This window comes from Paraburkholderia sp. MM5482-R2, from assembly GCF_050436125.1.
Lineage (GTDB): Bacteria > Pseudomonadota > Gammaproteobacteria > Burkholderiales > Burkholderiaceae > Paraburkholderia > Paraburkholderia tuberum.
This window is the reverse complement of the sequence record NZ_JBNDLP010000002.1, coordinates 742,358-768,170: the sequence shown is the minus strand read 5'-3', so window position 1 is coordinate 768,170 and position 25,813 is coordinate 742,358. Positions and strand designations below refer to the sequence as shown.

The 25,813-nt window shown below is 64.8% G+C and carries 22 protein-coding genes; 8 read left to right on the top strand and 14 right to left on the bottom strand.

Annotation, left to right across the window (positions count from 1 at the left end; all coding sequences use genetic code 11):
* Positions 1-96: 96 nt before the first annotated feature.
* The 4 genes from OKW37_RS06590 to OKW37_RS06575 are packed head-to-tail and all read right to left on the bottom strand — an operon-like array spanning position 97 to position 3,116.
* Positions 97-849, bottom strand: a complete 753-nt coding sequence (locus OKW37_RS06590; protein WP_311548379.1) for an amino acid ABC transporter ATP-binding protein — start codon at positions 847-849, stop codon at positions 97-99.
* On the bottom strand, positions 846-1,490 hold the full coding sequence (locus tag OKW37_RS06585) for an amino acid ABC transporter permease (RefSeq protein ID WP_184062363.1): 645 nt from the start codon (positions 1,488-1,490) through the stop codon (positions 846-848). Before OKW37_RS06585 ends, OKW37_RS06590 begins: the two co-directional genes overlap by 4 nt.
* A gap of 21 nt (positions 1,491-1,511) precedes the next feature.
* The gene (locus OKW37_RS06580) at positions 1,512-2,228 is read right to left on the bottom strand and encodes an amino acid ABC transporter permease (protein ID WP_429407430.1); all 717 of its coding nucleotides are present in this window, start codon (positions 2,226-2,228) and stop codon (positions 1,512-1,514) included.
* A gap of 51 nt (positions 2,229-2,279) precedes the next feature.
* Entirely contained in the window at positions 2,280-3,116 is an 837-nt protein-coding gene (locus tag OKW37_RS06575; RefSeq protein ID WP_184034601.1) for a transporter substrate-binding domain-containing protein, read from the bottom strand.
* Between the two features lie 351 nt (positions 3,117-3,467).
* Here OKW37_RS06575 and gloA point away from each other — a divergent pair, with 351 nt between their 5' ends.
* Positions 3,468-3,863, top strand: a complete 396-nt coding sequence (gloA, locus tag OKW37_RS06570; RefSeq protein ID WP_184034604.1) for a lactoylglutathione lyase — start codon at positions 3,468-3,470, stop codon at positions 3,861-3,863.
* A 219-nt stretch (positions 3,864-4,082) separates the two neighbouring features.
* Complete coding sequence (locus OKW37_RS06565; protein ID WP_184062370.1) at positions 4,083-5,030, top strand: DMT family transporter; 948 nt, start codon at positions 4,083-4,085, stop codon at positions 5,028-5,030.
* A gap of 42 nt (positions 5,031-5,072) precedes the next feature.
* On the opposite strand, the gene rsmA is transcribed toward OKW37_RS06565, so the two are convergent.
* The 4 genes from rsmA to OKW37_RS06545 all read right to left on the bottom strand — a co-directional run bounded on the left by rsmA (position 5,073) and on the right by OKW37_RS06545 (position 10,850).
* Positions 5,073-5,915 carry a 16S rRNA (adenine(1518)-N(6)/adenine(1519)-N(6))-dimethyltransferase RsmA gene (gene rsmA / locus OKW37_RS06560; protein WP_184034614.1) on the bottom strand — a complete coding sequence of 281 codons (843 nt, stop codon included), beginning with the start codon at positions 5,913-5,915 and terminating at the stop codon, positions 5,073-5,075.
* 108 nt (positions 5,916-6,023) lie between these two features.
* Positions 6,024-7,034, bottom strand: coding sequence for a 4-hydroxythreonine-4-phosphate dehydrogenase PdxA (gene pdxA, locus OKW37_RS06555; protein WP_184062372.1), 1,011 nt, complete (start codon positions 7,032-7,034; stop codon positions 6,024-6,026).
* A gap of 13 nt (positions 7,035-7,047) precedes the next feature.
* Positions 7,048-8,412 carry a peptidylprolyl isomerase gene (locus OKW37_RS06550; protein WP_429407433.1) on the bottom strand — a complete coding sequence of 455 codons (1,365 nt, stop codon included), beginning with the start codon at positions 8,410-8,412 and terminating at the stop codon, positions 7,048-7,050.
* 65 nt (positions 8,413-8,477) lie between these two features.
* Positions 8,478-10,850: an LPS-assembly protein LptD gene (locus OKW37_RS06545; protein WP_184062376.1), complete on the bottom strand. Its 2,373-nt coding sequence runs from the start codon at positions 10,848-10,850 to the stop codon at positions 8,478-8,480.
* A gap of 224 nt (positions 10,851-11,074) precedes the next feature.
* Here OKW37_RS06545 and OKW37_RS06540 point away from each other — a divergent pair, with 224 nt between their 5' ends.
* Both OKW37_RS06540 and murU read left to right on the top strand, forming a co-directional pair.
* Positions 11,075-12,142 carry an aminoglycoside phosphotransferase family protein gene (locus OKW37_RS06540; RefSeq protein WP_429407435.1) on the top strand — a complete coding sequence of 356 codons (1,068 nt, stop codon included), beginning with the start codon at positions 11,075-11,077 and terminating at the stop codon, positions 12,140-12,142.
* A gap of 3 nt (positions 12,143-12,145) precedes the next feature.
* Entirely contained in the window at positions 12,146-12,859 is a 714-nt protein-coding gene (gene murU / locus OKW37_RS06535; RefSeq protein ID WP_429407437.1) for an N-acetylmuramate alpha-1-phosphate uridylyltransferase MurU, read from the top strand.
* Positions 12,860-12,862: 3 nt separating this feature from the next.
* Here the strand turns inward: murU and OKW37_RS06530 are convergent, their stop codons facing one another.
* Complete coding sequence (locus OKW37_RS06530) at positions 12,863-14,761, bottom strand: ABCB family ABC transporter ATP-binding protein/permease (RefSeq protein WP_429407439.1); 1,899 nt, start codon at positions 14,759-14,761, stop codon at positions 12,863-12,865.
* 206 nt (positions 14,762-14,967) lie between these two features.
* Between OKW37_RS06530 and OKW37_RS06525 the strand changes: the two genes are divergently transcribed.
* Both OKW37_RS06525 and OKW37_RS06520 read left to right on the top strand, forming a co-directional pair.
* On the top strand, positions 14,968-15,363 hold the full coding sequence (locus OKW37_RS06525; protein WP_090803024.1) for an acyl-CoA thioesterase: 396 nt from the start codon (positions 14,968-14,970) through the stop codon (positions 15,361-15,363).
* A 123-nt stretch (positions 15,364-15,486) separates the two neighbouring features.
* Entirely contained in the window at positions 15,487-16,098 is a 612-nt protein-coding gene (locus tag OKW37_RS06520; RefSeq protein WP_184062383.1) for a glutathione S-transferase family protein, read from the top strand.
* A 61-nt stretch (positions 16,099-16,159) separates the two neighbouring features.
* Here OKW37_RS06520 and OKW37_RS06515 read toward each other — a convergent pair whose 3' ends face one another.
* A complete protein-coding gene (locus OKW37_RS06515; protein WP_429407442.1) occupies positions 16,160-19,348 on the bottom strand; it encodes a sensor domain-containing protein in 3,189 nt (1,062 codons plus the stop codon).
* On the opposite strand from OKW37_RS06515, the gene OKW37_RS06510 reads away from it, so the two are divergent.
* Positions 19,347-19,496, top strand: a complete 150-nt coding sequence (locus OKW37_RS06510; RefSeq protein WP_184062387.1) for a hypothetical protein — start codon at positions 19,347-19,349, stop codon at positions 19,494-19,496. The genes OKW37_RS06515 and OKW37_RS06510 overlap by 2 nt on opposite strands.
* 77 nt (positions 19,497-19,573) lie before the next feature.
* Here OKW37_RS06510 and OKW37_RS06505 read toward each other — a convergent pair whose 3' ends face one another.
* Positions 19,574-20,050 carry a nitrate reductase associated protein gene (locus OKW37_RS06505; protein ID WP_184062390.1) on the bottom strand — a complete coding sequence of 159 codons (477 nt, stop codon included), beginning with the start codon at positions 20,048-20,050 and terminating at the stop codon, positions 19,574-19,576.
* Positions 20,051-20,208: 158 nt separating this feature from the next.
* Here OKW37_RS06505 and fdhD point away from each other — a divergent pair, with 158 nt between their 5' ends.
* Positions 20,209-21,093 carry a formate dehydrogenase accessory sulfurtransferase FdhD gene (fdhD, locus tag OKW37_RS06500; protein ID WP_429356587.1) on the top strand — a complete coding sequence of 295 codons (885 nt, stop codon included), beginning with the start codon at positions 20,209-20,211 and terminating at the stop codon, positions 21,091-21,093.
* A gap of 65 nt (positions 21,094-21,158) precedes the next feature.
* Here fdhD and OKW37_RS06495 read toward each other — a convergent pair whose 3' ends face one another.
* The 3 genes from OKW37_RS06495 to OKW37_RS06485 form a co-directional block, all read right to left on the bottom strand.
* Positions 21,159-21,929: an enoyl-CoA hydratase gene (locus tag OKW37_RS06495; RefSeq protein WP_429408477.1), complete on the bottom strand. Its 771-nt coding sequence runs from the start codon at positions 21,927-21,929 to the stop codon at positions 21,159-21,161.
* 117 nt (positions 21,930-22,046) lie between these two features.
* On the bottom strand, positions 22,047-23,246 hold the full coding sequence (locus OKW37_RS06490; protein WP_429407445.1) for an acetyl-CoA C-acyltransferase: 1,200 nt from the start codon (positions 23,244-23,246) through the stop codon (positions 22,047-22,049).
* Positions 23,247-23,320: 74 nt separating this feature from the next.
* Positions 23,321-25,756 (bottom strand): 3-hydroxyacyl-CoA dehydrogenase/enoyl-CoA hydratase family protein, encoded by a 2,436-nt coding sequence (locus OKW37_RS06485; RefSeq protein ID WP_429407447.1) that lies wholly within the window; start codon positions 25,754-25,756, stop codon positions 23,321-23,323.
* Positions 25,757-25,813 lie beyond the last annotated feature (57 nt).

Sequence of the window (25,813 nt, the reverse complement as noted above, 5' to 3'; positions counted from 1 at the left end):
TCACTCCGTAAAGCGTTCATCCGACCGGTTGTCTTTCAAGCGACGTGAGTTTATCGCGCGGCAGACCCGCGAAAGCGACTTACAGGCCGTGACAAATCAATGGTCGAGAACTCTGTGCAGAAATTGCCGCGTGCGTTCGTTCGCGGGATTGACGAAGATCTGTTCCGGATCGCCCTGCTCGGCGATGACGCCCTTGTCCATGAAGACCACGCGGTCGGCGGTCTTGCGGGCAAAGCCCATTTCATGCGTGACGACGACCATCGTCATGCCGTCGCGCGCGAGCCCACGCATCACCTCGGTGACCTCGCCGACCAGCTCCGGATCCAGCGCGGACGTCGCCTCGTCGAAGAACATGATGCCGGGCTCGACCGCGAGCGCTCGCGCAATCGCCACGCGTTGCTGCTGACCGCCCGACAACTGGCTTGGATAGTGTGCCGCGCGGTCCGCGAGCCCGACACGGTCGAGTGTGTCCATGGCGCGCTTGCGCGCGTCGTCCGGACTCATGCGGCGTGCCTTGATAAGCGCGAGCGTGACATTGCCGAGCGCGGTCTTGTGAGGAAACAGATTGAACTGCTGGAAGACCATGCCGACATGGCCACGAATCTCTCGCGCTCGGCGCGGATCATGCATGGGCACATCGTTGACCCAGACCTCGCCGGAATCGGTGGTCTCCAATCCCGCCATGATTCGCAAGACCGTGCTCTTACCCGAGCCGGACGCGCCAATGAGCACCAGCACTTCGCCCGAGCGAACCTCGAGATTGATTTCGTTCAACACCCGAGTCGAACCGAATGCTTTGCTGACGCCCGTCAGTGAAATGATGGGTCTGGTTTGGCTTTGGTTACTCACGACAATCTCCTGCTGTCATGGTGGCGCACCCATTGCGAGAGCGGGAAGCACACGGCGAAGTAAATGAGGGCGACGAGTCCGTAGATTTCCACGGGCTTTCCGACCCGGTCGACGATGGCCTGGCCACCATGCATCAACTCGGACATTCCGATCATGCTGACGATCGACGTGTCCTTGATGAGCGACAGATACTGACCGACGAGAGGCGGCAACACGATCTTTCCCGTCTGAGGCAGCACGACGAACGAGAACGACTGAGCCCGCGTGAGGCCGAGGATCTGAGATACCTCCCATTGACCTTTGGGTACCGCCTCGATCCCTGAGCGGAAGATTTCGGCGATGTAGGCGCCCTGATAGATGCTCAAGCCGATGACGCCCGCTGCGAAGACGTCGATCGCGTAACCGAAGTACGACACGCCGAAATAGATGAACATCAGCGTGATGAGTACCGGCGTGCCGCGAAACAGCTCCGTATAGAGTCTGGCAAGGCGGGCTGTGCCCCACGGTCCGAACGACCGCAAGACCGCGGCGAAAAGGCCGATCAGCGTGCTGCCCACGATGGACGCAATGGAAAGCAACAGCGTCGTCACCAGACCCTGCAGCAGGATGGAGAAACTGGTTTTCAGCAATTCGACTGACATGATCCAACTCCAATCCGGGAATCAGGCCCGTTTCGTCCGGCGCATAAAGCCGGTCCCGAAACCGGTGCGCGCCGGCATGACGAGGGGAGGATGAAAGATCCGCGCTCCGAGCTGGCCCGCAAGCCAGGACAGTACGTTACTGAGCACGAGATACGCGACGAGCGTCACGCTGAACGTCTGAAGATAGAGAAGCGTCCGCGAGTTGATCACGGTCGCAGTGCCGGTCAACTCCGGCAACGCAATGGCGGACAGCAGCGACGTACCGAGCAGCAACTGGATCAGGTAGTTGACGATGGCCGGATAGACCGCGCGCGTCGCCTGCGGTAGCACGACCTCGACGAAGATCTGCGCGCGTTCGAGACCGAGAATGCCGGCGGCCTCGAGTTGGCCGCGCGGCACCGACTGTATGCCGGCGCGGAACACTTCCGATAGATAAGCACCGACGTTGACGCCAAGCGCAATGACGCCCGCCCAGTATGCGTCGAGCGAAATACCCGCCGACGGCAGACCGAAGAAAACGATGAAAATCTGCAGGAGAACAGGCGTGTTGCGGATGATTTCAACGTAGCCGCGAGCAATCAACCGAAACGGCGCGAGCGCAGAAACGCTCGCAAGCGCGTTCAACAAGCCGAGGACTAGCGCCAGTACGAATGCCAGCACGGTCACTTGCAACGTCAGCCAGCTCGCGCTCAAAAACTCGGGCACGTAGCCCCACAGAGTGAGCCACTCGTAACTCATCTCACCCTCCGCATCGTTCGGGTTTCATTAGATATCGGCATCTCCCGCTCCTCAAAACTGCGGATTGAGCGGGTAGCGCGGATCGGTGCCGAACCACTTGTTGTAGAGCTGCGCGTTGAGCTTCGACGCATTGACGTTGAAGAGGAACAGATTCAGGTAGTTGAGCCATTCCTGATCGCCGGCCTTGACACCGAACGCGTTGTATTCGAGAGGGACCAGCGCTTCGTTCGTGACGGCAAGTTCAGGATCGAGCTTGGCCTGATACGCGAGAAAGTTGTTGTCCTCGATCATCGCGTCGGCCTGCCCCTGCTTGACGGCAAGAATCGCGGCCTGCGAGCTGTCGTATTCCTGGATCTTGATCGGGATATTCAGCGAGCGCACTTCGTCGCCATTGGTCGAGCCCTTGACCGTCGCAATCGTGCGACCGCCCATGTCCTTGATCGACTGAACGCCACTATTTTTTCTGACCAGCAGTGCTTCGCTGGCAACCACGTAGGGGGTCGTGAATTCGATTACCTTCGCGCGCTCCAGATTACGCGTGAAGTTGCAGAACACGACATCCACTTTGCTGGTCTGCAGATTCGGAATCCGGTTCGCGCTCGTCGTATTCACGACCTCGAGCTTCACGCCCATCTGCTTCGCGAGTTCCTTCGCGAGGTCCACGTCATAGCCGTCTGGTTGGCCGTCCTTGTTATAGAACCCGAACGGCGCGAACGTCAGGCAGTCGCCGACGCGCAGCGTGCCTCGCTGCAGCACGGCCTGAAGCGTCGAGGGGGATGCCGCTGCGCTCTGCCCTGGCGTGGCAACCTTGGTGCAGCCGGTGATGGCGAGCAATCCAGCAACAGCGAACAGAAAGGCGGCTTGGGCGCCTCGTTTGGCAAGCTTCATGGCAGGGTCCTAAGCGGAGAAGAGTGGTCCGGAGCGGACGAATCGGCTTCAGCGCCTGTCTGCACGCTCAACAAATCGCCGGGTCACGCATCGATTGTCCGATATATCAGACTACTATCTGACGAACCGGATTGATGCTGAGTGTTGGACACTAATATCAAACCGGCAACCGCACACAAACCCTTATTGCCCATACTTTTTTGTTCAAATAGATCCGATCGAATTCCACGATGCGCATCGAGTCCGCAGTGCGCCGGGCGGGCGGCGCGGCTTCGGGCTCAAGCTATACGGCAATCATTTACAATTGCCGCAGGTCGACGCATTTATCCACAAACTATCAAAGGAGTCCTCATGCGAATCTTGCATACCATGCTTCGAGTCGGTGATCTGGACGCATCGATCCGGTTCTACACCGAAGTTCTAGGAATGCGCCTGCTTCGAAAGCACGACTACCCGGACGGGAAGTTCACCCTCGCATTCGTCGGTTACGAGGACGAATCCGAAGGCGCGGCGATCGAACTGACGTACAACTGGGACACGAGCAAGTACGACCTCGGAACCGGCTACGGTCACATCGCCCTCGAAGTCGACGACGCCTATGCGGCATGCGAAGAAGTGAAGAAACGCGGCGGTGTCGTTACACGCGAAGCTGGGCCCATGAAACACGGCACGACTGTCATCGCCTTCGTCGCCGATCCGGACGGGTACAAGATCGAGCTGATACAGAAGAAGGGGCGAGTCGACTGAACGTCCGGTGGCGAGCACGAGTCGCGCTGTCAGCCAGAACGATGAAAACACAGCCCGGCTTCACGTTGCACCCGGCGAATTGACGCCGGGCGAATTCGCCCGGCAATCTTGCCTCGTGCCGACACCATCGAAAAACGCCGACTACTGACGCTCGGCGTTTTCGCCGCGCACCGGACCGACCGGCTCGCCGTGCACTCCCCACCTCTTCACCACACCGCCATGAGCACGACCACCGCCTTGCCCGCGCGTCGCACCCCGGATAGCTTCGCGATCCTGTTGATGATCGGCCTGTGCGCAATCTGGGGGCTGCAGCAAGTCGCGATCAAGACCACCAATGCGGCGGTGCCGCCGATCTTTCAGGCGGGGCTGCGCTCGACGATCGCGGCGCTGCTCGTGTGGGCATGGGCACGCTCGCGCGGCACGCCGCTCTTTCGCGATGACGGCACGCTCGGCGCGGGCCTGCTCGCGGGCGTGCTGTTCGCGGCCGAGTTCGTCTGCATCTTTCTCGGCCTGACGCTGACGAGCGCCTCGCGCATGGCGGTCTTTCTGTACACGGCGCCGTGTTTCACGGCACTCGGCCTGCACTGGTTCGTCGATGGCGAACGCATGCGGCGCATCCAGTGGCTCGGCATTGTCGTCGCGTTCGCGGGGATGGCGCTCGCGTTCGCGGACGGCTTCCTGCACACAGACGCGGGCACGGCTGCAAGCGCGGTCCACGGCTCGACGCTCGCGGGCGCGGCCGGCGATGCGCTCGGCGTGCTCGGCGGCATCGCGTGGGCCGCGACCACGGTGATCGTGCGCGGCTCGCGGCTCGCGCGGACGAGCGCGAGCAAGACGCTGTTCTATCAGCTGACTGTGTCGGCGGTGGTGCTGCTCGCGCTGGCGCTGGGGCTCGGCGAGGTGCGCGTGGAAAGCGTGACGCCGCTCGCGCTCGCGAGCCTCGCGTATCAAGCCGTGATCGTCGCGTTCGTCAGCTATCTGTTGTGGTTCTGGCTGTTGACGCGTTACATCGCGTCGAGGCTGTCGGTGTTTTCGTTTCTGACGCCGCTGTTCGGCGTCACCTTCGGCGTGCTGCTGCTCGGCGAGTCGTTCAGCGCGCGCTTTCTGATCGCCGCGCTGCTGGTGCTGACCGGCATCGCGCTCGTCAACGCGCCGGCGAAACGGTAAGCGGGCTCGACGGCGGCGCCCTGCCGCCGTCGAGCGTCGAGTCTATTCCGGCGCAGCGGCCGAGCGCGCCGCCACCGCCTGCGCCACACTCACGTATTCGGCGACCGGCACGTCCTCCGCGCGGCGTTGCAGATCGAAGCCGAGCGCGTCGAAATCGACGGTGTCGCGCAGCGCGGCAAGCGTGTTGCGCAACATCTTGCGACGCTGCGAGAACGCCGCCGTCACCACCCCGCCGAGCACGCTTTCGTCGACCACCGGCAGTTCGTGCCGCTCGTACGGAATCATCCGCACGATCGCCGAATCGACCTTCGGCGGCGGCTGGAACGACTCGGGCGGCACATCGAGTTGCTTGTCGATCACGTAGCGGTACTGCAGCATCACCGACAGGCGACTGAACGCCTTCGTGCCCGGCTCCGCCACCATCCGCTCGACCACCTCGTTCTGCAGCATGAAGTGCTGATCGATCACGCGCTCCGCGAACGTCGCCAGATGAAACAGCAGCGGGCTCGAAATGTTGTACGGCAGATTGCCGACGATGCGCAGCGACGCCTTGTCGCCCGGTGCCGCGAGCGAGCCGAAGTCGAATTCGAGCGCGTCGCCCGCGTGCAGTTCGAGCAGGTTGCCGAACTTCGTCTTCAGACGGCCGATCAGATCGCGGTCGAGTTCGACCGCGTGCAGCGGCGTCTCGGGCGTCGCGAGCCGCTCGATCAGCGGCTCGGTCAGGGCGCCGAGGCCCGGCCCGATCTCGACCATGCGCTCGCCGCGCTGCGGCCGGATCACGTCGACGATCGAATCGATCACGCCCATGTCGACCAGGAAGTTCTGACCGAAACGCTTGCGCGCGAGATGGCCTTGGTGCCGGCCTTGCTGTCTGCTGGTGGACATCGGAGAAACGCTAGAAAGAAAACTGCTTGAGAATGAAAGACGTCACGGTGGAAACACGACGCCACGCGGCGCGTCACGAGCACCGCGACCGCCCACGCTACCCGCGCCTCAGCCCGCGCGACGATGCTGCGCCATCGACACCGCCGTGTCGACGGCGGCCATCAGGCTACCCGCGTCGGCGCGGCCGGTGCCGGCCAGATCGAGCGCGGTGCCGTGATCGACCGACGTGCGGATGATCGGCAGGCCGAGCGTCACGTTGATCCCTTCGCCGAACGTCGCGAATTTCAGCACCGGCAGGCCCTGGTCGTGGAACATCGCGAGCACGCAGTCGGCTTCGTCGAGATAACGCGGCTGGAACAGCGTGTCGGCCGGATACGGACCGCGCGCGTCGACGCCCTCGCCGTTCACCTGCCGCAACGCCGGCGTGATCACGTCGATTTCCTCGCGGCCCAGATAGCCGTTTTCGCCCGCGTGCGGATTGAGCCCCGTCACGAGGATACGCGGCGCGGGCAAGCCGAAGTGGTGACGCAGGTCGTGATCGATGATGCGCAGCGTTGCAACGAGGCTTTCGATCGTCAAAGCCGCCGACACGTCCTTCAACGGCAGATGCGTGGTCGCAAGCGCGACGCGCAGCGGCCGCTTGCCGGTGCCCGCGAGCATCATCACGACGCGCGGCGTATGGGTGCGCTCGGCCAGATATTCGGTGTGGCCGGTAAACGGCACACCGGCGTCGTTGATCGTGCTTTTTTGCAGCGGCGCGGTGACGATCGCGTCGAACCTGCCGGCCACCGCGCCGTCGATCGCCGCATCGAGCAGATCGAGCACATAGCGGCCGTTCGCGGCGTCGAGCTTGCCTGCCTGCGCTGGTGCGCCAAGCGAGTGATGTTCGAGCCGCACGCGCGGGCCTGGCGCGAGCAGCGCCGCCCAATCGACGCCGACCGCGCGCGCGCGCTCAGCGAGCAATTGCGCGTCACCGAGCACGGTGAACTGCGCCTGAGGCCAGTGCGCCGCCGCGCCGGCCAGCGCCTGCGCGGTCAGCTCGGGACCGACGCCGGCGGGCTCGCCGGTCGTGATCGCGATCTGCAGCGGGCGGTGGGTGGGCTGGGCAGCGCTCGTCATCGCATTGGCTCTGTTATTGCACGTTCGCCGTGGCCGGCTTCACTTCGACGTACGCGGTATCGCGCAGCTCGCGCAGCCAGTCGGCATACGCCTGTTCCGCCTTGCGCTGGCCGATGGCCTGACGCGCGAGATCCATCTGCTGCGCAATCGAGCCTTGCGCATCGCGGCGGCCGAGCACCTGAATCAGGTGGTAGCCGTATTCGCTGCGCACCGGTTCGCTGATCTGACCGTCCTGCAGCGAGTTCATTGCGCGCTCGAACTCGGGCACCGTCTCGCCCGGGCTGACCCAGCCGAGGTCACCGCCTTGCGACGCCGAGCCGTCCTGCGAGTAGGTGCGCGCGAACTTCGCGAAGTCGCCGCCGGCGGCGATCTGGTTGCGGATGTCGAGCAGTTTCTGGCGTGCCTGCGGTTCGGACTGACCGTCGCCGACGCGCAGCAGAATATGGCGCACGTGCGTCTGCACGAGCTTCGGCGCGTCCGCGCTGGTGCCCTGGCCGGCACGGCGCTCGACCAGACGCACGATCTCGAAGCCGTCGTTGGTGCGGATCAGATCCGGATTGATCTCACCCGGACGCAGTGCCGACGCGGCCTTCACGAACTCGGGCGGCAGCTTCGACGGCGCGAGGAAGCCGAGATCGCCGCCGTTCTTCGACGCGTCCGGCGCCTGCGAATTGGCTTTCGCAAGCTTTTCGAAATCCGCGCCGCCCTTCGCTTCGGCGAGCAGAGCCGCGGCCTTCTTCTGCGCCGCCTCGATGTCGGTCTCCGAGGCGTTGAGCGGCGCCTTCACGAAAATGTGCTGGACGTGCAGGTCGTTCGTCTGGCCGGCGCCCGGGCCGCGCTGGCTGGCGATATAGTTCGCGACCTCGGCGTCCGTCACCGTGATCTTGCTATCCACTTCCTTCTCGCGCAGACGCGACAGCGTCAGCTCCGTGCGCGCGTCGCTCGTGAAAGTGGTCCAGGGCACGCCTTGCGCCTCGATGCGCGCGCGGTACATGGCGAGCGACATGTTGTTCGCCTGCGCGAGACGCTCGAGCGTGCGCTGCACGGCCGCGTCGTCGATGGTGATGCCGTCTTCCTTGGCCTTCTGCAGCTGGATGCGCTCGAGCACCATCTGCGTGAGCACCTGCTGGCGCAACTGGTCCGTCGGCGGCACCGGAGCGTTCTGCTGGTTCAGCCGGTGCGCGATCAGACCGACCCGCTCGTCGAGCTCGCGCTGCGTGATGACACCGTTGTTGACCACTGCGGCGATGGTGTCCACCGTCTGGCCGCTATTGCCGGCCAATGCCTGCGCCTGTACCGACGCGACTGGAAGGAAGGACGCCGCGGCGACGAGACCCGCCGCGAGTATTGCCAAGCGAAGCTGTTTCATGATTGCCACAGATACTCCAATGATGTCGGGCGCTTCGCCCGTCTTTTCGCAAGTCGTGAATGACCGGGCGACCGTCATTCGTAGTTGGTGAACCGCGACTCCGGCGGTGGCGGTGGCGGCAACGGCATGTAGCCGGCCACACTGCTGCGGAACGCGGTCATCAGCCCGTTGTCGACGCTCGACAAGCCCTTGAACGTCAACTGCGCCAGAAACCGAGTGCTCGACTGATTCTGTCCCGACGAGTTCAGGCCGTTCGCGTAGCGCTGGATGCCGGCGCCGAGCGTCCAGCAGTCCGCGTCGTATTGCAGGCCGACCAGGCCGTCGACGATACGGTGGCCACCCAGGTCGTAGTTGAACCGGCCGACACCGTACATCCGGTGCGTCAGCGGCCATTGGCCCGAAATCAACACCTGATTGATCGGCTGGTTGTCGAGCGTGGTGTTGGCGCGCGTGTAGCGGTACGCGACGTTGATGACCTTGCCGCTCGCCGGACTGAACCCGAAGCCGACACTCGTCTTCGTGAGCTGGTTATTGTCCGCATTATATTGGAACGCCGTTTCCGAAGCGAAACCGGCGCCCAGCTTGATCGACGCGCCCGCGATCAGGTCCGAGTGCGTGGCCTGGGTACTGGTCTGGGTCGGCGTCAGCGTAACGCGCTGATCCCGGAAGTAATACTGCTGCGCGATCACGAAGCGCGCGCGCTCGTCGCCGGTGGACGGGTTGATGAAGCGCGTGGTGAGACCGGCGGTCAGGCGGTTCGCGTCGGCGATCCGGTCGTTACCGACGAACGTATTCGGCGTGAAGATTTCCGCGAGACCGAAGTCGGATTCGGCGGTATCGAACAGCGGCGCGTTGTTCTGGTTGCGGTACGGCGTGTACACGTAGTACAGGCGCGGCTCCAGCGTCTGGATATAGTCCGCGCCGAAAATGCGCACCGAGCGCTCGAACGTCAGTCCCGTGTCGAACGTGAAGGTCGGAATCGACTCGGTGAAATTCTTCTGCGCCCCCGGCACGTTCGCCAGATCGGTGCCGATGTTGTTCAGGTTGTACGACGCAAAGTGCCACTGCACCTTCGGCGTGACGAAGTAGCCCGGCCCCACCACCGAATACGACAGGTACGGGTTGAACAGCACCCGCTGGCCTTCGCTCAGATCCGCGGTGGTGATGCGGAAGTTCGAGTAGTCGGCTTCAGCGCCGAAATCGAAGCCGCCGATGTTGTACTTCGCGTACTTGACGTTCAACTGCGGCTGGCGGCCGTACGGCGCGACCGACGGCTCCAGCGTCTGCCAGTGCTGCTCGCGCGCGAGCACGGACCACGGTCCGTTGTTGTAGGTCAACCCGGCTTCCTGCTGATACAGGAGCTGGGTGCCGTTCATGAACTGGTTGACCGACGACGACAGGTCTTCCGGATAGGTGTTGTCCGAAACCTTGTTGTAATAGATGTAGCCGCCGAAGCCGTTACCGAAATTCTGGTTGTGCTGGATGTACAGCGCGTAGCGGTTGGTCTTCGTCAGGCGATCGTCGGGCAGAAATTCACCGGTGATCGACCCGGAATACGTCGGCGACAGATAGCGGAACGTGCTCTGCAACTGCACACCGCGCTTCGAGATCAGACGCGGCGTGACCGTCAGATCGCGATTCGGCGCGATGTTGAAGTAATACGGCACCGACAGCTCGAAACCGTTCGTCGAGCTCAGCGAGAACGTGGGCGGCAACAGGCCGCTGCGCCGATCGCCCGACAGCGGGAACGACAGCCACGGCGACGCGAACACCGGCACGCCCTGGAAGAACAGCACGCTGTTGTAGGCGACGCCTTCGTCGGCGCCGGTGTCGAAATCGAATTCGCTGCCCTTGATGTACCAGGCCGGATTGTCCGTGCACGCGCATGCCGTGTAGGTGCCCTGCGTGAACACGGAGCGCTCGGCGTCGAGCAGGTCGACGCGCTGCGCGCTACCCGAGCCGCCCGTCAGCGTGAAGTGGTACTTCGGCGCGGTCATGAAGCCTTCGGTCGAATCGACGCGCAGATGCGCTTCGGGTCCGATGAAGGTATTGCCGGTATTGATCACGTGGACATTGCCGTACGCATCGGCCATGTCCGTGTCCTGATCGTAGTGCAGAGCGTCGGCCTTGATCACGGACGTGTTGTGCCGCACTTCCGCCGAGCCCTTGGCGGCCAGATCCTGGTCGATCGTGCCGCTCGCGTGGTCGCCGAGCACGAAGGTGGCCGGCCGCTGGCCCGTTTGCAACGGATGATCCTCGAGCTGCGGCGCAAGCTGCATGCCCCACGGCGGGTAGACCGCCTGCGGTTGCGCAGCTTCCCCCACCAGTTGGGCGTGCGCAAGCGCGGGCATCAGGCCCGGAACGGCGATCAGCGCCGCGACGAGCCGCCTTTTGCGCGGCACTACTGCACAGGAAGGAGTGGTATCGGAAAGCTGTCTGGGCGGCATGTATCGTTTGGCGAGTCGACCCGTGCGCAAGCTTTCGTCGTCACGATCCACCGCCTGCACACCGCGACCGTTAGAGTCGGCTGCACGTCTGGATTCCCAATTTGCCGAGTGATAAGGCGGGCGGTGAAACGGAGCACGCGAAAGCTGGCGTGTGAGTCGCGTCAAAAAAGTCGTGGGGTATTATATGGCAAGACGTTGTCCCCAAGAATTTGCCGCCGCTTTTCATGACGCTGCCTTCCACCCAAGATTTCACCGACACCCGTCTCTCCCTGCTCAAGGCCTGGCTGCAAGGCCACGCGGCGCGCCATGCGCTCGAGCCCGACACCCTCGTTCCGGCCTCGTCCGACGCCAGTTTCCGCCGTTATTTCCGGCTCGCCGGTAAGGCGGCGCAAGGCAACGGCGCGGCCACGCTGATCGCCGTCGACGCGCCGCCGCCCGAAAAATGCCGCGAATTCGCACAGATCGCGCAATTGCTCGCCGCCGCCGGCGTGCACGTGCCGCGCGTGCTCGAGGTCGACTTTGACGCGGGCTTCATGCTCGTCACCGATCTCGGCACCGCGTCGTATCTGGGCGCGCTGACCGACGCGCAGGCCGCGGGCGACACGCGCGCGGCTCGCGCGCTGATGCGCGACGCGCTCGACGCCCTGATCCGCTGGCAGCTCAGCTCGCGCGAAGACGTGCTGCCGCCGTTCGACGAAGCGTTCCTGCACCGCGAGATGGAGCTGATGCCCGAGTGGTTCATCGGCCGGCACCTTGGCCGCGAGGTCGATGCCGCTACGCGCGCGCTGCTCGATCGCACGTTCGCGCTGCTGATCGCGAGCGCGCGCGCGCAGCCGCAAAGCTTCATGCTGCGCGATTTCATGGCGCGCAATCTGATGATCGCCGAGCCGAACCCAGGCGTGCTCGACTTCCAGGACGCGGTGTACGGGCCGATCACGTACGACGTCGTGTCGCTGCTGCGCGACGCGTTCCTCAGTTGGGACGAGGAGTTCGAGCTCGACTGCTTCGCGTACTACTGGGAGCGCGCCAAAAAAGCCGGCCTGCCGGTCGATGCCGATTTCGGCGAGTTCTACCGCCAGCTCGAATGGATGGGGCTGCAGCGGCACATCAAGGTGCTCGGCCTGTTCTGCCGCATCAACTACCGCGACGGCAAGGCGCATTACATGAACGACCTGCCGCGCTTCATCGGCTATGCACGCAAGGTGGCGGAGCGTTACGCGCCGCTGCGCGGGTTCGCGAAACTGCTCGACGACCTCGACGGCCGCGCGCAGGAAATCGGCTACACCTTCTGACCGATGACGATGTCCGTAAAGAAAGCGATGATTTTCGCCGCGGGCCGCGGCGAGCGCATGCGTCCGTTGACCGACGCGTGCCCGAAGCCCCTGCTCGAAGTGGGCGGCAAGCCGCTGATCGTATGGCAGATCGAACGGCTCGCGCGGGCCGGCATCCGTAGCATCGTGATCAATCATGCGTGGCTCGGCGCGCAGCTCGAAGCCGCGCTCGGCGACGGTTCGCGCTGGCAGGTCGAGCTGCGTTATTCGCCCGAGCACGAGGCGCTGGAGACCGCGGGCGGCATCGCGCAGGCGCTGTCGCTACTGACCGACGAGGGCGCGGATCAGGTGTTCGTCGCGGTGGCCGGAGACGTGTACAGCGATTACGACTACGCCGCGCTGCACGCGCACGCCGGCCGGCTGAAGGCGCTGCCCGAGCCCGGCATGCATCTGGTGATGGTGCCGAACCCGGCGTTTCACCCGAACGGCGACTTTGGTCTCGTCGACGGCGTGCTGTCGCTCGACGCGCAGCCGCGCCTCACGTTCGGCAGTTTCGGTCTGTACGACACGCGCATGTTCAGCGATCTGCCGCGCGGCACGCGGCGCGCGCTGAGCCCGTATTACCGCGCGACCATCGCGCGTGGGCTCGCGAGCGGCGAGCTGTACGAAGGCTTGTGGGAGAACATCGGCACCCAGGCGCAGCTGGAAGCGCTCGATCGGCTGCTGCGCGCGCGCTGAGCTTTACTTCGCCGGGCTCTCACCTGCCCCGACTGCTTCCGCTCTTTCCACCGCATCCGTGGTGTGCGCGGCGCGCTGCTGCAGCGCCCACATCTGCGCGAACAAACCGTTCGCGCGCAACAGCTCCGCGTGCGTGCCGCGCTCGACGATGCGCCCTTTGTCCATCACGATGATCTGCTGCGCGTGCACGACCGTCGACAGCCGGTGCGCGATGATCAGCGTCGTGCGTTCGCGCGCGATCAGGTCGAGCTCATGCTGGATCGCGCGCTCGGAGCGTGAATCGAGCGCGGACGTCGCTTCGTCGAACAACAGGATCGGCGGATTCTTGAGTATGGTCCGCGCGATCGCGACGCGCTGCTTTTCGCCGCCGGACAGCTTGAGCCCGCGCTCGCCGACCGGCGTGTCGTAGCCCTTCGGCAGACTCTCGATGAACTCGTGGATATGCGCGGCGCGCGCCGCCGCGATCACTTCGTCGCGCGTCGCCGACGGCCGACCGTACGCGATGTTGTAGTAGATCGAGTCGTTGAACAGCACCGTGTCCTGCGGCACGATGCCGATCGACGCGCGCAGCGAATCCTGCGTGACGTCGCGAATATCCTGCCCGTCGATGCGGATCGCGCCGCCCGTCGCGCGGTCGAGATCGTAGAAGCGGAACAGCAGCCGCGCGAGCGTCGACTTGCCCGAGCCGCTGTGGCCGACCACCGCCGTCGTCGTGCCGGCCGCGATCGTGAAGCTCACGCCGTGCAGAATCTGCCGCGAAGGCTCGTACGCGAAGCTCACGTCGTCGAAGCGCACCTGCGCGCCGCTCACTTGCAAAGCCACCGCATTGGGCGCGTCGGGTACTTCCCGCGGTGCGCCGAGCAGCGAGAACATGCGGTCCATGTCGGTCAGGCTCTGCTTCAGCTCGCGATAGACCACGCCGAGAAAATTCAACGGAATATACAGCTGCAGCATGAACGTGTTGATCAGCACCAGGTCGCCGAGCGTCAGACGCCCGGCCATCACGCCCTGGGTCGCGCGCCACAGGATGAACACGAGCCCCGTGCCGATGATCGCCTGCTGCCCGAAGTTCAGCGCCGACAGCGAACGCTGCGACTTGATCGCCGCCGTGCGATAGCGCTTCAGGTTCTCGTCGTAGCGGCTCGCTTCCCACTCCTCGTTGCCGAAGTACTTGACGGTCTCGTAGTTGAGCAGCGAGTCGATCGCGCGCGAATTCGCCTTCGAATCGAGCTCGTTCATGGTGCGGCGAAAGTGCGTGCGCCACTCGGTGACCTTCACCGTGAACGCGATGTACACCGCGAGCGCGACGAACGTGACGATCGCGTAATAGGCCTCGTATTTGACGACGAAAAAGCCGAGCACGAGACCGACTTCGACGAGCGTCGGCAGGATGCTGTACAACGAATAGGAAATCAGCTGCGTGATGCCGCGCGTGCCGCGTTCGATATCGCGCGACATGCCGCCCGTCTGCCGCTCCAGATGAAAGCGCAGCGACAGTCCGTGCAGGTGGCGGAATACTTTCAGCGCGAGTTGGCGCACCGCGCTTTCGGTCACTTTCGAAAACAGCATTTCGCGCAACTCGGTGAAGAGCGACGTCGATAGCCGCACCACCGCATACGCGACCACCAGCAAGCCGACGCCGCCGAGCAGCACGATGCCGGGCGCGTCCTGCGCGCGGCCGAGCGCGGTCAGATGCCGGACCGACGCGAGACTGTCGACGATGCGCTTCATCACGATCGGCACGCCGAGGTTCGCGACCTTCGCGCCGATCAGGCAGCTGAGCGCGAAGCCGACTCGCCATTTGTAGGTGGCAAGGTATGGCAGCAGCGACAGGATCGTTTGCCAGTCGTTGCGGGGTGCGGTGGAAATCGGCGAGGGTTCGGACGAAGGAGCGCGGCGCATAAATCGTGGGGAGAGTGTGGAGCTGCCGGAGTTCGCAGCGGCGCGCGGCTCGCGCGCTTCGCTGGGTGCTTTCCCGTACAATTCCTGATCTTTCTATTGTCGCAGAAGCCGACTGGCGGCGCTTTGCATGGCCTACTGTCGAACTGGCCCAGCCATTGCGTCAATGCGCGTCAATACACTCGAACACGTTTCCCAAGGATGTCCCGATGACCGATCTTCTTCAACTTCCGTCCAAGCCGTGCGCGCTGCGCGTCATGCCGCAGCCATCGGACGCGAACATTCATGGCGACGTGTTCGGCGGCTGGATCATGGCGCAGGTCGACATCGCCGGCTCGATTCCGGCAAGCCGTCGCGCGAATGGGCGGGTCGCGACGATCGCGGTTAATTCTTTCCTGTTCAAGCAACCGGTGTTCGTCGGCGATCTGCTGAGCTTTTACGCGGATATCGTGAAGACCGGCAATACGTCGGTGACAGTGTCGGTCGAGGTCTACGCGCAGCGGTTGAGGCTCTCGCAGGAAGTCGTCAAGGTCACGGAAGCGATCCTCACCTACGTCGCCACCGACAGCGACCGCCGTCCGCGCGCGCTGCCCGCGCTGGACTGAGCCGGCGAGGATGCTTAAGCTAGCGATTCCACGCGTCACGCGCCGCGCCACCCGCTAGCCGTTCCAGCCGATCAGCGCACGAGGCCCGGGACGCCCCATAGTCGCTCTTCTCATGGAAACGAGATGAAACTGATCGGTATGCTCGACTCGCCCTACGTGCGGCGCGTCGCCATCTGCATGAAGCTGCTCGCGCTCGACTTCGAACACGAGTCGATTTCGGTTTTCCGCACCTACGACCAGTTCGCGAAGATCAACCCGGTCGTCAAGGCGCCGACGCTCGTCGCCGACAACGGCGCGATCCTGATGGACTCGACGGTGATCCTGCAGTATCTGGCAACGCTCGCCGGCCCCACCCCGCTGTTCCCGACGCAAGCCGACGCGGCGTTGCGCGCCGCGCGTCTGACGGGTCTCGCGCTCGCCGCGTGCGAAAAGAGCGTGCAGATCGTCTACGAGCGCAATCTGCGGCCTCAGGAGAAGCAGCATGAACCGTGGGTCGAGCGCGTGCGCGCGCAACTGCTCGCCGCCTATGCCGAACTCGAACGCGAGTTGGGCGAAGGGCCGCTGCCCGACACGCAGCAGCAGTTCAGCGCGGCGGAGGTGGCCGTCGCCGTAGCCTGGCAGTTCACGCACATGATGCTGCCGGAGGCGGTCAGCAAGGCCGATCATCCGCGGCTCGAGAAGTTTTCCGCGTTCGCGGAAAGCCTGCCGGTATTCAAGGACACGCCGGCTCAGTGACCGGCGTTGGACGCGGCACGCGGCGACCCGCGGCGACACCCGTCGCCGCGTCACGCTCCCCTCACGCCGGCTCCAGCTCCGGCACCAGCCCGCCGTGCAGCAGTTCGGCAATCGCTTCCGTCGATAACGGCTTCGCGAAATAGAAGCCCTGCATTTCGTCGCACGCGCGTTCCTTCAGGAAGTCGAGTTGCGCCGACGTTTCCACGCCCTCGGCGATCACCTGCAACTTCAGCGAATGGGCGAGCGCGATGATCGCCGACGTGATCGTCTCATCGTCGCCCGATACGCCGATATCCGACACGAACGAGCGGTCGATCTTCAAGCGGTCCACCGGGAAGCGCTTCAGATAGCTGAGGCTCGAATAGCCGGTGCCGAAGTCGTCGATCGCGAGACCGATGCCGAGCGCGTGCAGTTCGTTGAGCATCGACACCGCTTCTTCCGCGTTGCGCATGATCGTGCTTTCGGTCAGCTCGAGTTCGAGGTACTTCGGTTCGAGTCCGGTCTCGTCGAGCACCTGCATCACGAGCTTCGCGATGTCACGCTGCTGGAACACCCGCGCCGACAGATTCACCGACACGCGCGCCGGCGGCAAGCCCTGATCCTGCCACGCCTTATTCTGCCGACACGCCTCGCGCAGCACCCACTCCGACAGCGGCCCGATCAGCCCGCTTTCCTCGGCGAGCGGAATGAACGACGACGGCGGCACGAGCCCGACCTCGGGATCGTGCCAGCGCACCAGCGCCTCGATGCCGACGATCTGTCCGCTGCCGATATCGACCTGCGGCTGATAGTGCAGCAGGAACTCGTTGTCGCGCAGCGCGCGGCGCAGGCGTCGTTCGAGATTCAGGCGCGCGCCCGCGCTCGCGTTCATCTCCGGCTGATAGAACTGGAACGTGTTGCGCCCCATGTCCTTCGCCCGATACATCGCGACGTCGGCCTTCTTCATCAGCGTTTCGGCATCCTCGCCGTCCTGCGGGAACAGGCTCGCGCCCATGCTGCAGCCGACGTACAGCTCGGTGCCGTCGAGCCACACCGGCTCGGCGATCGACGCGCGCACGCGCTCCATCCACGTGATCAGCGATTGCTCGTCGACGGTGTCGGTCATCACGATCACGAACTCGTCGCCGCCGTGACGCGCAACCGTGTCGCTGGTGCGCGAGCAGCGCGCGAGTCGTTCGGCGACCACCCCGAGCAGCCGGTCGCCGACGCTATGGCCGAGGCTGTCGTTGACGTTCTTGAAGCCGTCGAGATCGAGGAACACGACCGCGACGCCCGAATGATGCCGCTGCGCGACGACGAGCGCATGTTCGAGCCGGTCGCGCAGCAGGTTGCGGTTCGGCAGCCGCGTAAGGCCGTCGTAGTTGGCCTGATATTCGAGCTGCTCCTGATAGCGGATCAGCTCGGTCACGTCGTTGATGACGCCGATATGATGGGTGATCACGCCTTCCGCGTTCGGCACCGGCGCAATGAACAGCTGATTCCAGAACAGCGCGCCGTCCTTGCGATAGTTGCGCACCACCGCGCTGACCTCGCGATTCGCCGCGAGCGCCTCGCGGATCAACGCGACGCCTTCCTGGTCACGGTCGTCGCGTTGCAGCACGCGGCAGTCGTGGCCGATCACCTCGGCGGGATCGTAGCCGGTGATGCGCATGAACGCCGGATTCACGTATTCGATCAGATTGCCCGACGGCGACGGCGCGGTGATCAGGATCGCGTTGACGCTCGCGTCGAGCGCCCGGCTTTGCAGACGCAGCGCGAGATCGGCGCGCTTGCGCTCGGTGATGTCGGTGTACGAGCCGAGCACGCCGATCACCTGACCGCCGCCGTCGGTGAACGGCAGCTTGCTCGTGACTGTCGTGCGGTGCAAGCCGTCGATCACGAAGTCGACCTCGAAGTTCATCTTGGGCACGCCGGTGCTCACGACTTCGCGATCGTGCTCGGTCAACAGGTCGGCGAACGCGCGCCACGCCAGGTCGGCGTCGCTCTTGCCGACCACCTGTTCGGGATACGCGAGCCCCGCGTCGCGCGCGAATGCCATGTTGCAGCCGAGATAGCGTGAGTTCAGGTCCTTCCAGAAGATGCGCTGCGGAATGTTGTCGATCACCGCTTCGAGCATCTGATTCGAGCGCTGCGCTTCGGCTTCGGCGTTGATCTGGTCGGTCACGTCGTCCGCCAGCACGAACAAGGCGTCGCGGCCCATGAAGTTCAGTGCGTGATAGGACACGTTGACGCTGAGGATCGAGCCGTCCTTACGCCGATGCCGCCAGATGCCCGCCATCGTGTGGCTCTGGCGGAGGTCGGCGCTACGCTGCAGGTGCGTCTCCAGTCGGCCGATTTCCGAGTTCGGGCGGATCGCGCGGATCGTCATGCCGAGAAACTCGTCTTCCGTGTAGCCGTATTGCTGGATCGCGGCCTTGTTGACGGCGAGAAAGCACAGCGTGTCGCGATCGAAGATGTACATCGGCACGGTGTGATCGTCGAACAGGCTGCGAAAACGCTCGTCGTTGCGCACCAGCGCGCGGGCGCTGCGCAGTTTTTCGCGCGCGCTGTTCTCGCGCACGCCGAACGTGAGGAACAGCAGCACGCTGCCGGTGAGCATCGTCACGAGCAGCACGAACATCGCGCGCTCGCTGTCGCTCGCCGATGCCGCGAGCGAGATCTGCAACGAGCGGTTTTCCTCGCTGCGCAACGTGGCGAGCGCGGCTTCGACACGCTCTAGCGCGGGGGCAAGATGCGAGTTCGACGGCGCAGGGTCGAGGGATGCCTCGAATGGCGCGTCGAGGGGGGCCGCCCCTGGTGCTTCGGTCGATGCCGCGTGCGCCACGCCCGACGCCGCGCTTGCCGCTCCGGGCAGGTCACTCGCATGGTTGCGCAGCGTGTCCTCCAGATCGTGCTGCAACGCGTGCCGCGCCGCGCTCAGGTTGGCGAGCGCCCCCGACATGTACGGCTCGCTCGCGAGTTCGTCGCGCAGTGATTGCTCGCGGCTCGCGAGTGTGTTCGTCATCGAAGCGGCCGCGTCGGGCGGCACCGGCTTGCCCGATTCTTTCAGGCGGTGCAGAGCGGCGAGCGCGTTATCGAGCGCGGCGTGATACGCATCGAGGTTCTGGCGCACGCTGGTCGAGCGCGCGAGGCGCGCATCGGCGTCGCGCTGCCCGCGAATCTGCGTGTACGCGACGAACGCGTTTGCACCGACCGCGACGACAACGACCACAATATTGATCAGCAGTCGCTTCGATAGAAAAGGATTCATGGATTCCGAACGTCAATCGTTCCGAGGGCGGGAGAGCGCGCTCGCTGCCGGTGCGTCGGGCCGCATCGATGCAAGTCTTTTACGCGCCATCCTTTGGATAACGGCCGCGATCGGAAGCGGGTTGAGGGTCGGCGTGAAAAAAATCTGATGATTTGGGGGAAGGCTGCGAGTTGGTGGGGGCGCCTGGCTGGGAGCGGCTGGCCGGCCGCACCTAGCCGGCCGCACCTAGCCGGCGGCTCCAAATTCCTTCATCGCCGGGACGAAATCGTGGCTCGCCTCGGGCTTGCGCGACAGCTTCGCGAGCACATAGCGCTTGAAAGGATCGAGCTCGGCCCAGCGCGCGACGCTCGGCGCGGCGAGACCGGCCAGCCCCGCCTGATGCGCGACACCGTCGGGCACGCTGTCGGTTTGACGCCAGGCCGGCGACTCCTCCGGCGTAAACCACTCCGGTTCGACGTTCGCGTGCGTGCGCAGCATCTCGAACAGCGCGTGATCGAAATTCGGTTCGATCTGCGTGTCGTCTTCGACCGGGAAACGCGCGAGCAGCTTACGATCTTCGAGCGGCAGTTGCTGCCACTGCGCGAGCGTGATGCGCAGCCCGAAACGGTCGAGATTGAAGCGCACCGACATCGGGATATAAGTGAAATTCTCCGAAGACGCGACCTCGAAGTCGAACAGAAGCGGTGCTTCGTTGAGTCCCATGTCAGTGCTCCTTGTCGGTGGCGGACAGCGTGCGGGCGTCGCTTGAGGTATTTTAGAACCTTATTCGCGCGACGGCGCCCCGCGCGGCGGCCGCCGCGAAGCACACGGCGAGGCCGGCGCACCCTTTGACGCGCGGCATGGTACAGGAGTGAAGCAGCTTGAACGGACAGGAAAACGGGCGCGCAACCGAGCGGGCGGACGGCCAGCCCCACGCCCTCGACAGCGACGAACAACCCGGCGCGGTGCAACTCGAAGTGCGCCGCCATCGCGGCGCGGCGGTTGAAACCGCCACCGATCACGTCGGCCAGGAGTGGCCGGTCGCGCTCGTGTTCAACGGCATCTCGCACGCGGTGATGATGTGCACGCCGCGCGATCTCGAAGCGTTCGCGGTCGGCTTCGCGATTTCGGAGGGGATCGTCGAGCGCGGCAGCGACATTCAGGACATCGAGGTCGAATTGCACGGGCACGGCGAGCTGCCGCATGCCGAGGTGCAATTGCAGGTCGTGCAGCAGGCGTTCGCCGGTTTGAAGGAAAAGCGCCGCGCGCTCGCCGGGCGCACCGGCTGCGGCGTGTGCGGCATCGAAAGCATCGATCTGCTGGATCTGAAACCGCAGCGTGTACCCGACACTGGCTTCTTGCAGCGGCTCGCGCCCGATGCGATCGCACGCGCCGCGCGCGCGCTGCCCGAGCACCAGGCGCTCACTCGTTTGACGGGCGGCCTCCACGCGGCCGCGTGGTGTGATGCGCAAGGCGCGATCCACTCTGCGTTCGAGGACGTCGGCCGCCACAACGCGCTCGACAAGCTGATCGGCCAGCTCGTGCTCGACCGCGCCGATACGCGCGACGGTTTCGTGTTTCTGTCGAGCCGCGCGAGCTACGAGCTGGTGCGCAAGGCCGCGCGCGTCGACGTGCCGATGGTCGCGACGATCTCGGCGCCGTCGTCGCTCGCGATTGCGATCGCGCGTGAGGCGGGCGTGCGGCTCGTGAGCTTCTGCCGCGAAGGCAGCTACGTCGATTACGACACGTGGCAGCAGCAAGCTTGAGCGATTGAAGCGGCGCAGCGACGATTCACGGCTAACCCACCCGAAGCCCGCCTGCGTCGCCCCCCTCAGTCGAACCGCCGGAAATCCGGCTTGCGCTTCTCGAAGAACGCCTTGAACGCCTCGCGCGCTTCGGGCGCAAGCAGCATCTTGCCGAAATGCACGGCTTCCTCGGTCATCTGCGTCTGCAGTTCCTGCTGGCTCGCGCGCTTCATCAGGCTCTTCGTCACGCGCAACGACGACGCCGGCAGCGCCGCCAGCTTCGCGGCCTGCGACGCCGCGAACGCGTCGACTTCGCCCGCCGGCAGCACGCGATTCACAAAGCCCATGCGGTGCGCTTCGGCCGCGTCGAACGCCTCGCCGAGCAGCAGTTTTTCCGCCGCCGCCTGGTAACCGGCCACGCGCTGCAGCAACAGGCTCGACGCTGCTTCCGGGCACAGCCCGAGCTGCGTGAACGGCAGCGAAAAGCTCGCGGTGTCGGCCGCGTAGACCAGATCGCAATGCAGCAGCAGCGTCGTGCCGACGCCGACGGCCGGCCCCGCGACCGCCGCCACCACCGGTTTTTCCGCCGAACCTAGCGCGCGCAGGAACTGGAACACCGGCGGGGTTTCGCCAACCGGCGGCGACTTCATGAAGTCCTCGAGATCGTTGCCCGCGCTGAATATGCCCGCGCTGCCGCGAATCAGGATCGCGCGCACCGACGCGTCGCCCTGCGCTTCCACGAGCGCGTCGGCCATCGTCTGATACATCGCGGCCGTGAACGCGTTTTTCCTGCCGGGCCGGTTGAAGCTGATGGTCAGCACCGCGTCGGCGCGCTCGACCAGAATATCCGTCGTCATCCCGTTCATCTCCTTGTGCTCCTGCTGAATGTAGAAACGGTTCGCAAGCCGCGCGGCCTGCGAACCGTTGCGCGGTCCCTGGTGGATCACAGAAGGATCCCCCGTTCGATCAGCGGCTCACAGACGCTCGATGATGCCCGCCGCGCCCATGCCGGTACCGACGCACATCGTCACCATGCCGTACTTGTAGTTGCGGCGGCGCAGGCCGTGCACCACGGTCGCCGCACGAATCGCGCCGGTCGCGCCGAGCGGATGGCCCAGTGCGATCGCGCCGCCGAGCGGGTTGATCTTCGACGTATCGAGGCCGAGGTCCTGGATCACCGCGAGCGACTGCGCGGCAAACGCCTCGTTCAGCTCGATCCAGTCGAGGTCGTCCTGCTTCAGGCCCGCGGCTTTCAGCGCGGCCGGAATCGCTTCCTTCGGGCCGATGCCCATGATTTCCGGCGGCACGCCGCGCACCGCGAAGCTGACGAAGCGCGCGAGCGGCGTCAGGTTGAACTGCTTGAGGATTTTTTCCGACACGACGATCAACGCGCCCGCGCCGTCCGACGTCTGCGAGCTGTTGCCGGCCGTGACCGAGCCTTTGTTCGCGAACACCGCGCGCAGCTTCGCGAGGCCTTCCATCGACGTTTCCGCGCGCGGACCTTCGTCGAGCGACACCTCGCGCGTTTTCACGTTGATCTCGCCGGTCGCGAGATCGGGCACGCGATCGACGATCGTGTACGCGGCGATTTCGTCGTTGAATTCGCCGGCTTGCTGCGCGGCCATCGCGCGGCGGTGCGATTCGACCGAGAACGCGTCCTGCGCTTCGCGGCTGATCTTCCAGCGCTCGGCGACTTTCTCCGCGGTCAGGCCCATGCCGTACGCGATGCCGACGTCTTCGTTGCGATCGAATATATGCGGCGACAGCGACGGCTTATTGCCCATCATCGGCACCATGCTCATCGATTCGCAGCCGCCCGCGATCATCGCATCCGCCTCGCCGACGCGGATGCGGTCCGCGGCCATCGCGAGCGCGGTCAGACCCGACGCGCAGAAGCGGTTCACCGTGACGCCGCCGACCGTGTTCGGCAGACCTGCCAGCAGCGCGCCGATCCGTGCGACGTTCAGGCCCTGCTCCGCTTCCGGAATCGCGCAACCGACGATCGCGTCTTCGATCACGCCGGTGTCGAAGCCCGGCACCTGAGCGACGGCCGACCTGATCGCGTGAACCAGCAGCTCATCCGGACGTGTGTTCCTGAACATGCCGCGCGGCGCCTTGCCGATCGGCGTACGGCTCGCGGCGACGATGTATGCGTCTTGCAATTGCTTTGCCATTTGGGAATCTCCTTTGTCGACCAGAGTTGGCCAAAGCTCTTACTCTGGTCCCATGCACGTTGTGCGGTCGCCGCTTAGTTGCGCACCGGCTTGCCGGTCTGCAGCATGCCCATGATCCGTTCCTGCGTCTTCTGCGTGCCGAGCAGCTCGATGAACGCGCGACGCTCGAGTTGCAGCAGCCATTCTTCGTCGACGAGGCTGCCCGCTTCGACGTCGCCGCCGCACACCGCTTCCGCGATGCGGCTCGCGATCAGGAAATCATGCTCGCTGATGAAGCGGCCGTCGCGCATGTTGACGAGCGACGCCTTGATCGTCGAGATCGCCGAGCGGCCCGCGACCGGCACCTGGGTCGCGCGCAGCGGCGCACGGTAGCCCGCCGCGGCGAGCGCGCGCGCTTCCTTCTTCGCGACGTCGAGCAGTTCGAACACATTGAAGACGATCGTGTCGGAAGGCTTCAGGTAGCCCATCGCGCGGGCGTCGAGCGCGGAAGCCGACACCTTCGCCATCGCCGCGTTCTCGAACGACTTCTGCAGGAATTTCAGCAGATCGCTCGTCGCGCCGACCTGGCTTGCCGCTTCGGCCGCGCGCAGCGCCGCTTCCTTCAGGCCGCCGCCGGCCGGCACGAGACCCACGCCGACTTCGACGAGACCCAGATAGCTCTCGATGTGCGCGACGCGCTTCGCGCTGTGCAGTGCGAGCTCGCAGCCGCCGCCGAGCGCGATGCCCGAGATCGCCGAAATCACCGGCACGTTCGCGTACTTGACGCGCAGCATGCCCTGCTGGAAATTCCTCACGAACGGCTCGATGCCCTTCGCGCCGCCCATCATGAACGCGGGCATCGCTTCTTCGAGGTTCGCGCCCGCCGAGAACGGACCGCCCGGCGTGCCGAGCTTCAGCGATGTGGGCTGCCACACGACGAGGCCCTTGTAGTCCTCCTCGGCCAGTTCGATCGCCTGCGTGAGCCCTTCGATCACCGCCGGTCCGATCGTGTTCATCTTGCTCTTGAACGACACGATCAGCACGTCGTCCTCGCCCGCGCGATCGTCGACCCATGCGCGCACCGCATCGGTCTCGAACAGCGTCTTGCCGTAGGTCTTCGGATCGGCGCCGGTTTCGCCGACGAGCGGCGCGCGGAACACCTGCTTGCCGTACACGTCGAGCGACGAGCGCGGCACGAAGGTCTGCGTGGCCGGCGACCACGAGCCTTCGGCCGTGTGCACGCCGCCCTTCTCGTCAACCGCGCCTTCGAGCACCCACGACGGCAGCGGCACGTTGGCGAGCGCCTTGCCCGCCGCGATGTCTTCCTGCACCCATTCGGCGACCTGCTTCCAGCCGGCCGTCTGCCAGCCTTCGAACGGACCTTCGTTCCAGCCGAAGCCCCAGCGGATCGCGAGATCGACGTCGCGCGCATTGTCGGCGATCGATTCCAGATGCACGGCGATGTAGTGATAGACGTCGCGGAAGATCGACCACAGGAACTGCGCCTGCGGGTGCTGCGTTTCGCGCAGCAGCTTCAGACGCTCGGCAGCCGGACGCTTCAGAATGCGGCCGACGAGTTCGTCTGCCTTCCCGCCGCCGTCGATATATGCACCCGTGTTCGGATCGAGCACCTTGATCGCCTTGCCTTCCTTCCTGTAGAAGCCGGCGCCGGTCTTCTGGCCGAGCGCGCCCTTCTGCACCAGTTCGGCGAGCACGGCCGGCGTTTCGTAGACCGGCAGAAACGGATCGTCCGGCAGCGTGTCCTGCATCGTCTTGATCACGTGCGCCATCGTGTCGAGACCGACCACGTCGGCGGTGCGGAACGTCGCCGACTTCGCGCGGCCGAGGCGCGCGCCGGTCAGGTCGTCCACTTCATCGAAACGCAGGCCGAACTTCGCGGCTTCGGCAATGACCGCAAGGATCGAGAACACGCCGACGCGGTTCGCAATGAAGTTCGGCGTATCTTTCGCGCGCACGACGCCCTTGCCGACCACGCTGGTCAGGAAGGTCTCGAGCTGATCGAGAATTTCCGGACGCGTCGTCGCGGTCGGGATCAGTTCGACCAGATGCATGTAGCGCGGCGGATTGAAGAAGTGCACGCCGCAAAAGCGCGCCTTCAGCTCGTCCGCGAAACCTTCTGACAGTGCGGTGATCGACAGCCCCGACGTGTTGGTCGCGAAAATCGCGTTCGGGCCGATGTGCGGCGCGACCTTTTTGTACAGGTCGTGCTTCCAGTCCATACGTTCGGCGATCGCTTCGATCACGACGTCGCACTCGGCGAGCTTGTCGATGTCGTCGTCGTAGTTCGCGGGCTGGATGTATTGCGCGTCGTCCTTCACGCCGAACGGCGCCGGCGACAGCTTCTTCAGATTTTCGATCGCCTTCAGCGCGATCCCGTTCTTCGGGCCTTCCCTGGCTGGCAGGTCGAACAGCAGCACGGGCACCTTGGCGTTGATCAGGTGCGCGGCGATCTGCGCGCCCATCACGCCGGCGCCGAGCACGGCTACCTTGCGAATGATCAGATTGCTCACGTCGTTTCTCCGGAGAGTTGTGCGATGGCGCGAAGCGTCAGCCATGCTTCGCGCGAT

What these genes read in the sequence shown, in the direction of transcription:
- OKW37_RS06565 (WP_184062370.1), top strand. Translation starts at nt 4,083, where the DNA reads ATGAGCACGACCACCGCCTTGCCCGCGCGTCGCACCCCGGATAGCTTC.
- OKW37_RS06495 (WP_429408477.1), bottom strand. Translation starts at nt 21,929, where the DNA reads ATGACGACGGATATTCTGGTCGAGCGCGCCGACGCGGTGCTGACCATC.
- gloA (WP_184034604.1), top strand. Translation starts at nt 3,468, where the DNA reads ATGCGAATCTTGCATACCATGCTTCGAGTCGGTGATCTGGACGCATCG.
- OKW37_RS06525 (WP_090803024.1), top strand. Translation starts at nt 14,968, where the DNA reads ATGACCGATCTTCTTCAACTTCCGTCCAAGCCGTGCGCGCTGCGCGTC.
- OKW37_RS06510 (WP_184062387.1), top strand. Translation starts at nt 19,347, where the DNA reads ATGGATTCCGAACGTCAATCGTTCCGAGGGCGGGAGAGCGCGCTCGCT.
- OKW37_RS06520 (WP_184062383.1), top strand. Translation starts at nt 15,487, where the DNA reads ATGAAACTGATCGGTATGCTCGACTCGCCCTACGTGCGGCGCGTCGCC.
- OKW37_RS06545 (WP_184062376.1), bottom strand. Translation starts at nt 10,850, where the DNA reads ATGCCGCCCAGACAGCTTTCCGATACCACTCCTTCCTGTGCAGTAGTG.
- OKW37_RS06580 (WP_429407430.1), bottom strand. Translation starts at nt 2,228, where the DNA reads ATGAGTTACGAGTGGCTCACTCTGTGGGGCTACGTGCCCGAGTTTTTG.
- rsmA (WP_184034614.1), bottom strand. Translation starts at nt 5,915, where the DNA reads ATGTCCACCAGCAGACAGCAAGGCCGGCACCAAGGCCATCTCGCGCGC.
- OKW37_RS06575 (WP_184034601.1), bottom strand. Translation starts at nt 3,116, where the DNA reads ATGAAGCTTGCCAAACGAGGCGCCCAAGCCGCCTTTCTGTTCGCTGTT.
- OKW37_RS06490 (WP_429407445.1), bottom strand. Translation starts at nt 23,246, where the DNA reads ATGGCAAAGCAATTGCAAGACGCATACATCGTCGCCGCGAGCCGTACG.
- OKW37_RS06515 (WP_429407442.1), bottom strand. Translation starts at nt 19,348, where the DNA reads ATGAATCCTTTTCTATCGAAGCGACTGCTGATCAATATTGTGGTCGTT.
- OKW37_RS06585 (WP_184062363.1), bottom strand. Translation starts at nt 1,490, where the DNA reads ATGTCAGTCGAATTGCTGAAAACCAGTTTCTCCATCCTGCTGCAGGGT.
- murU (WP_429407437.1), top strand. Translation starts at nt 12,146, where the DNA reads ATGACGATGTCCGTAAAGAAAGCGATGATTTTCGCCGCGGGCCGCGGC.
- OKW37_RS06530 (WP_429407439.1), bottom strand. Translation starts at nt 14,761, where the DNA reads ATGCGCCGCGCTCCTTCGTCCGAACCCTCGCCGATTTCCACCGCACCC.
- OKW37_RS06505 (WP_184062390.1), bottom strand. Translation starts at nt 20,050, where the DNA reads ATGGGACTCAACGAAGCACCGCTTCTGTTCGACTTCGAGGTCGCGTCT.
- pdxA (WP_184062372.1), bottom strand. Translation starts at nt 7,034, where the DNA reads ATGACGAGCGCTGCCCAGCCCACCCACCGCCCGCTGCAGATCGCGATC.
- OKW37_RS06540 (WP_429407435.1), top strand. Translation starts at nt 11,075, where the DNA reads ATGACGCTGCCTTCCACCCAAGATTTCACCGACACCCGTCTCTCCCTG.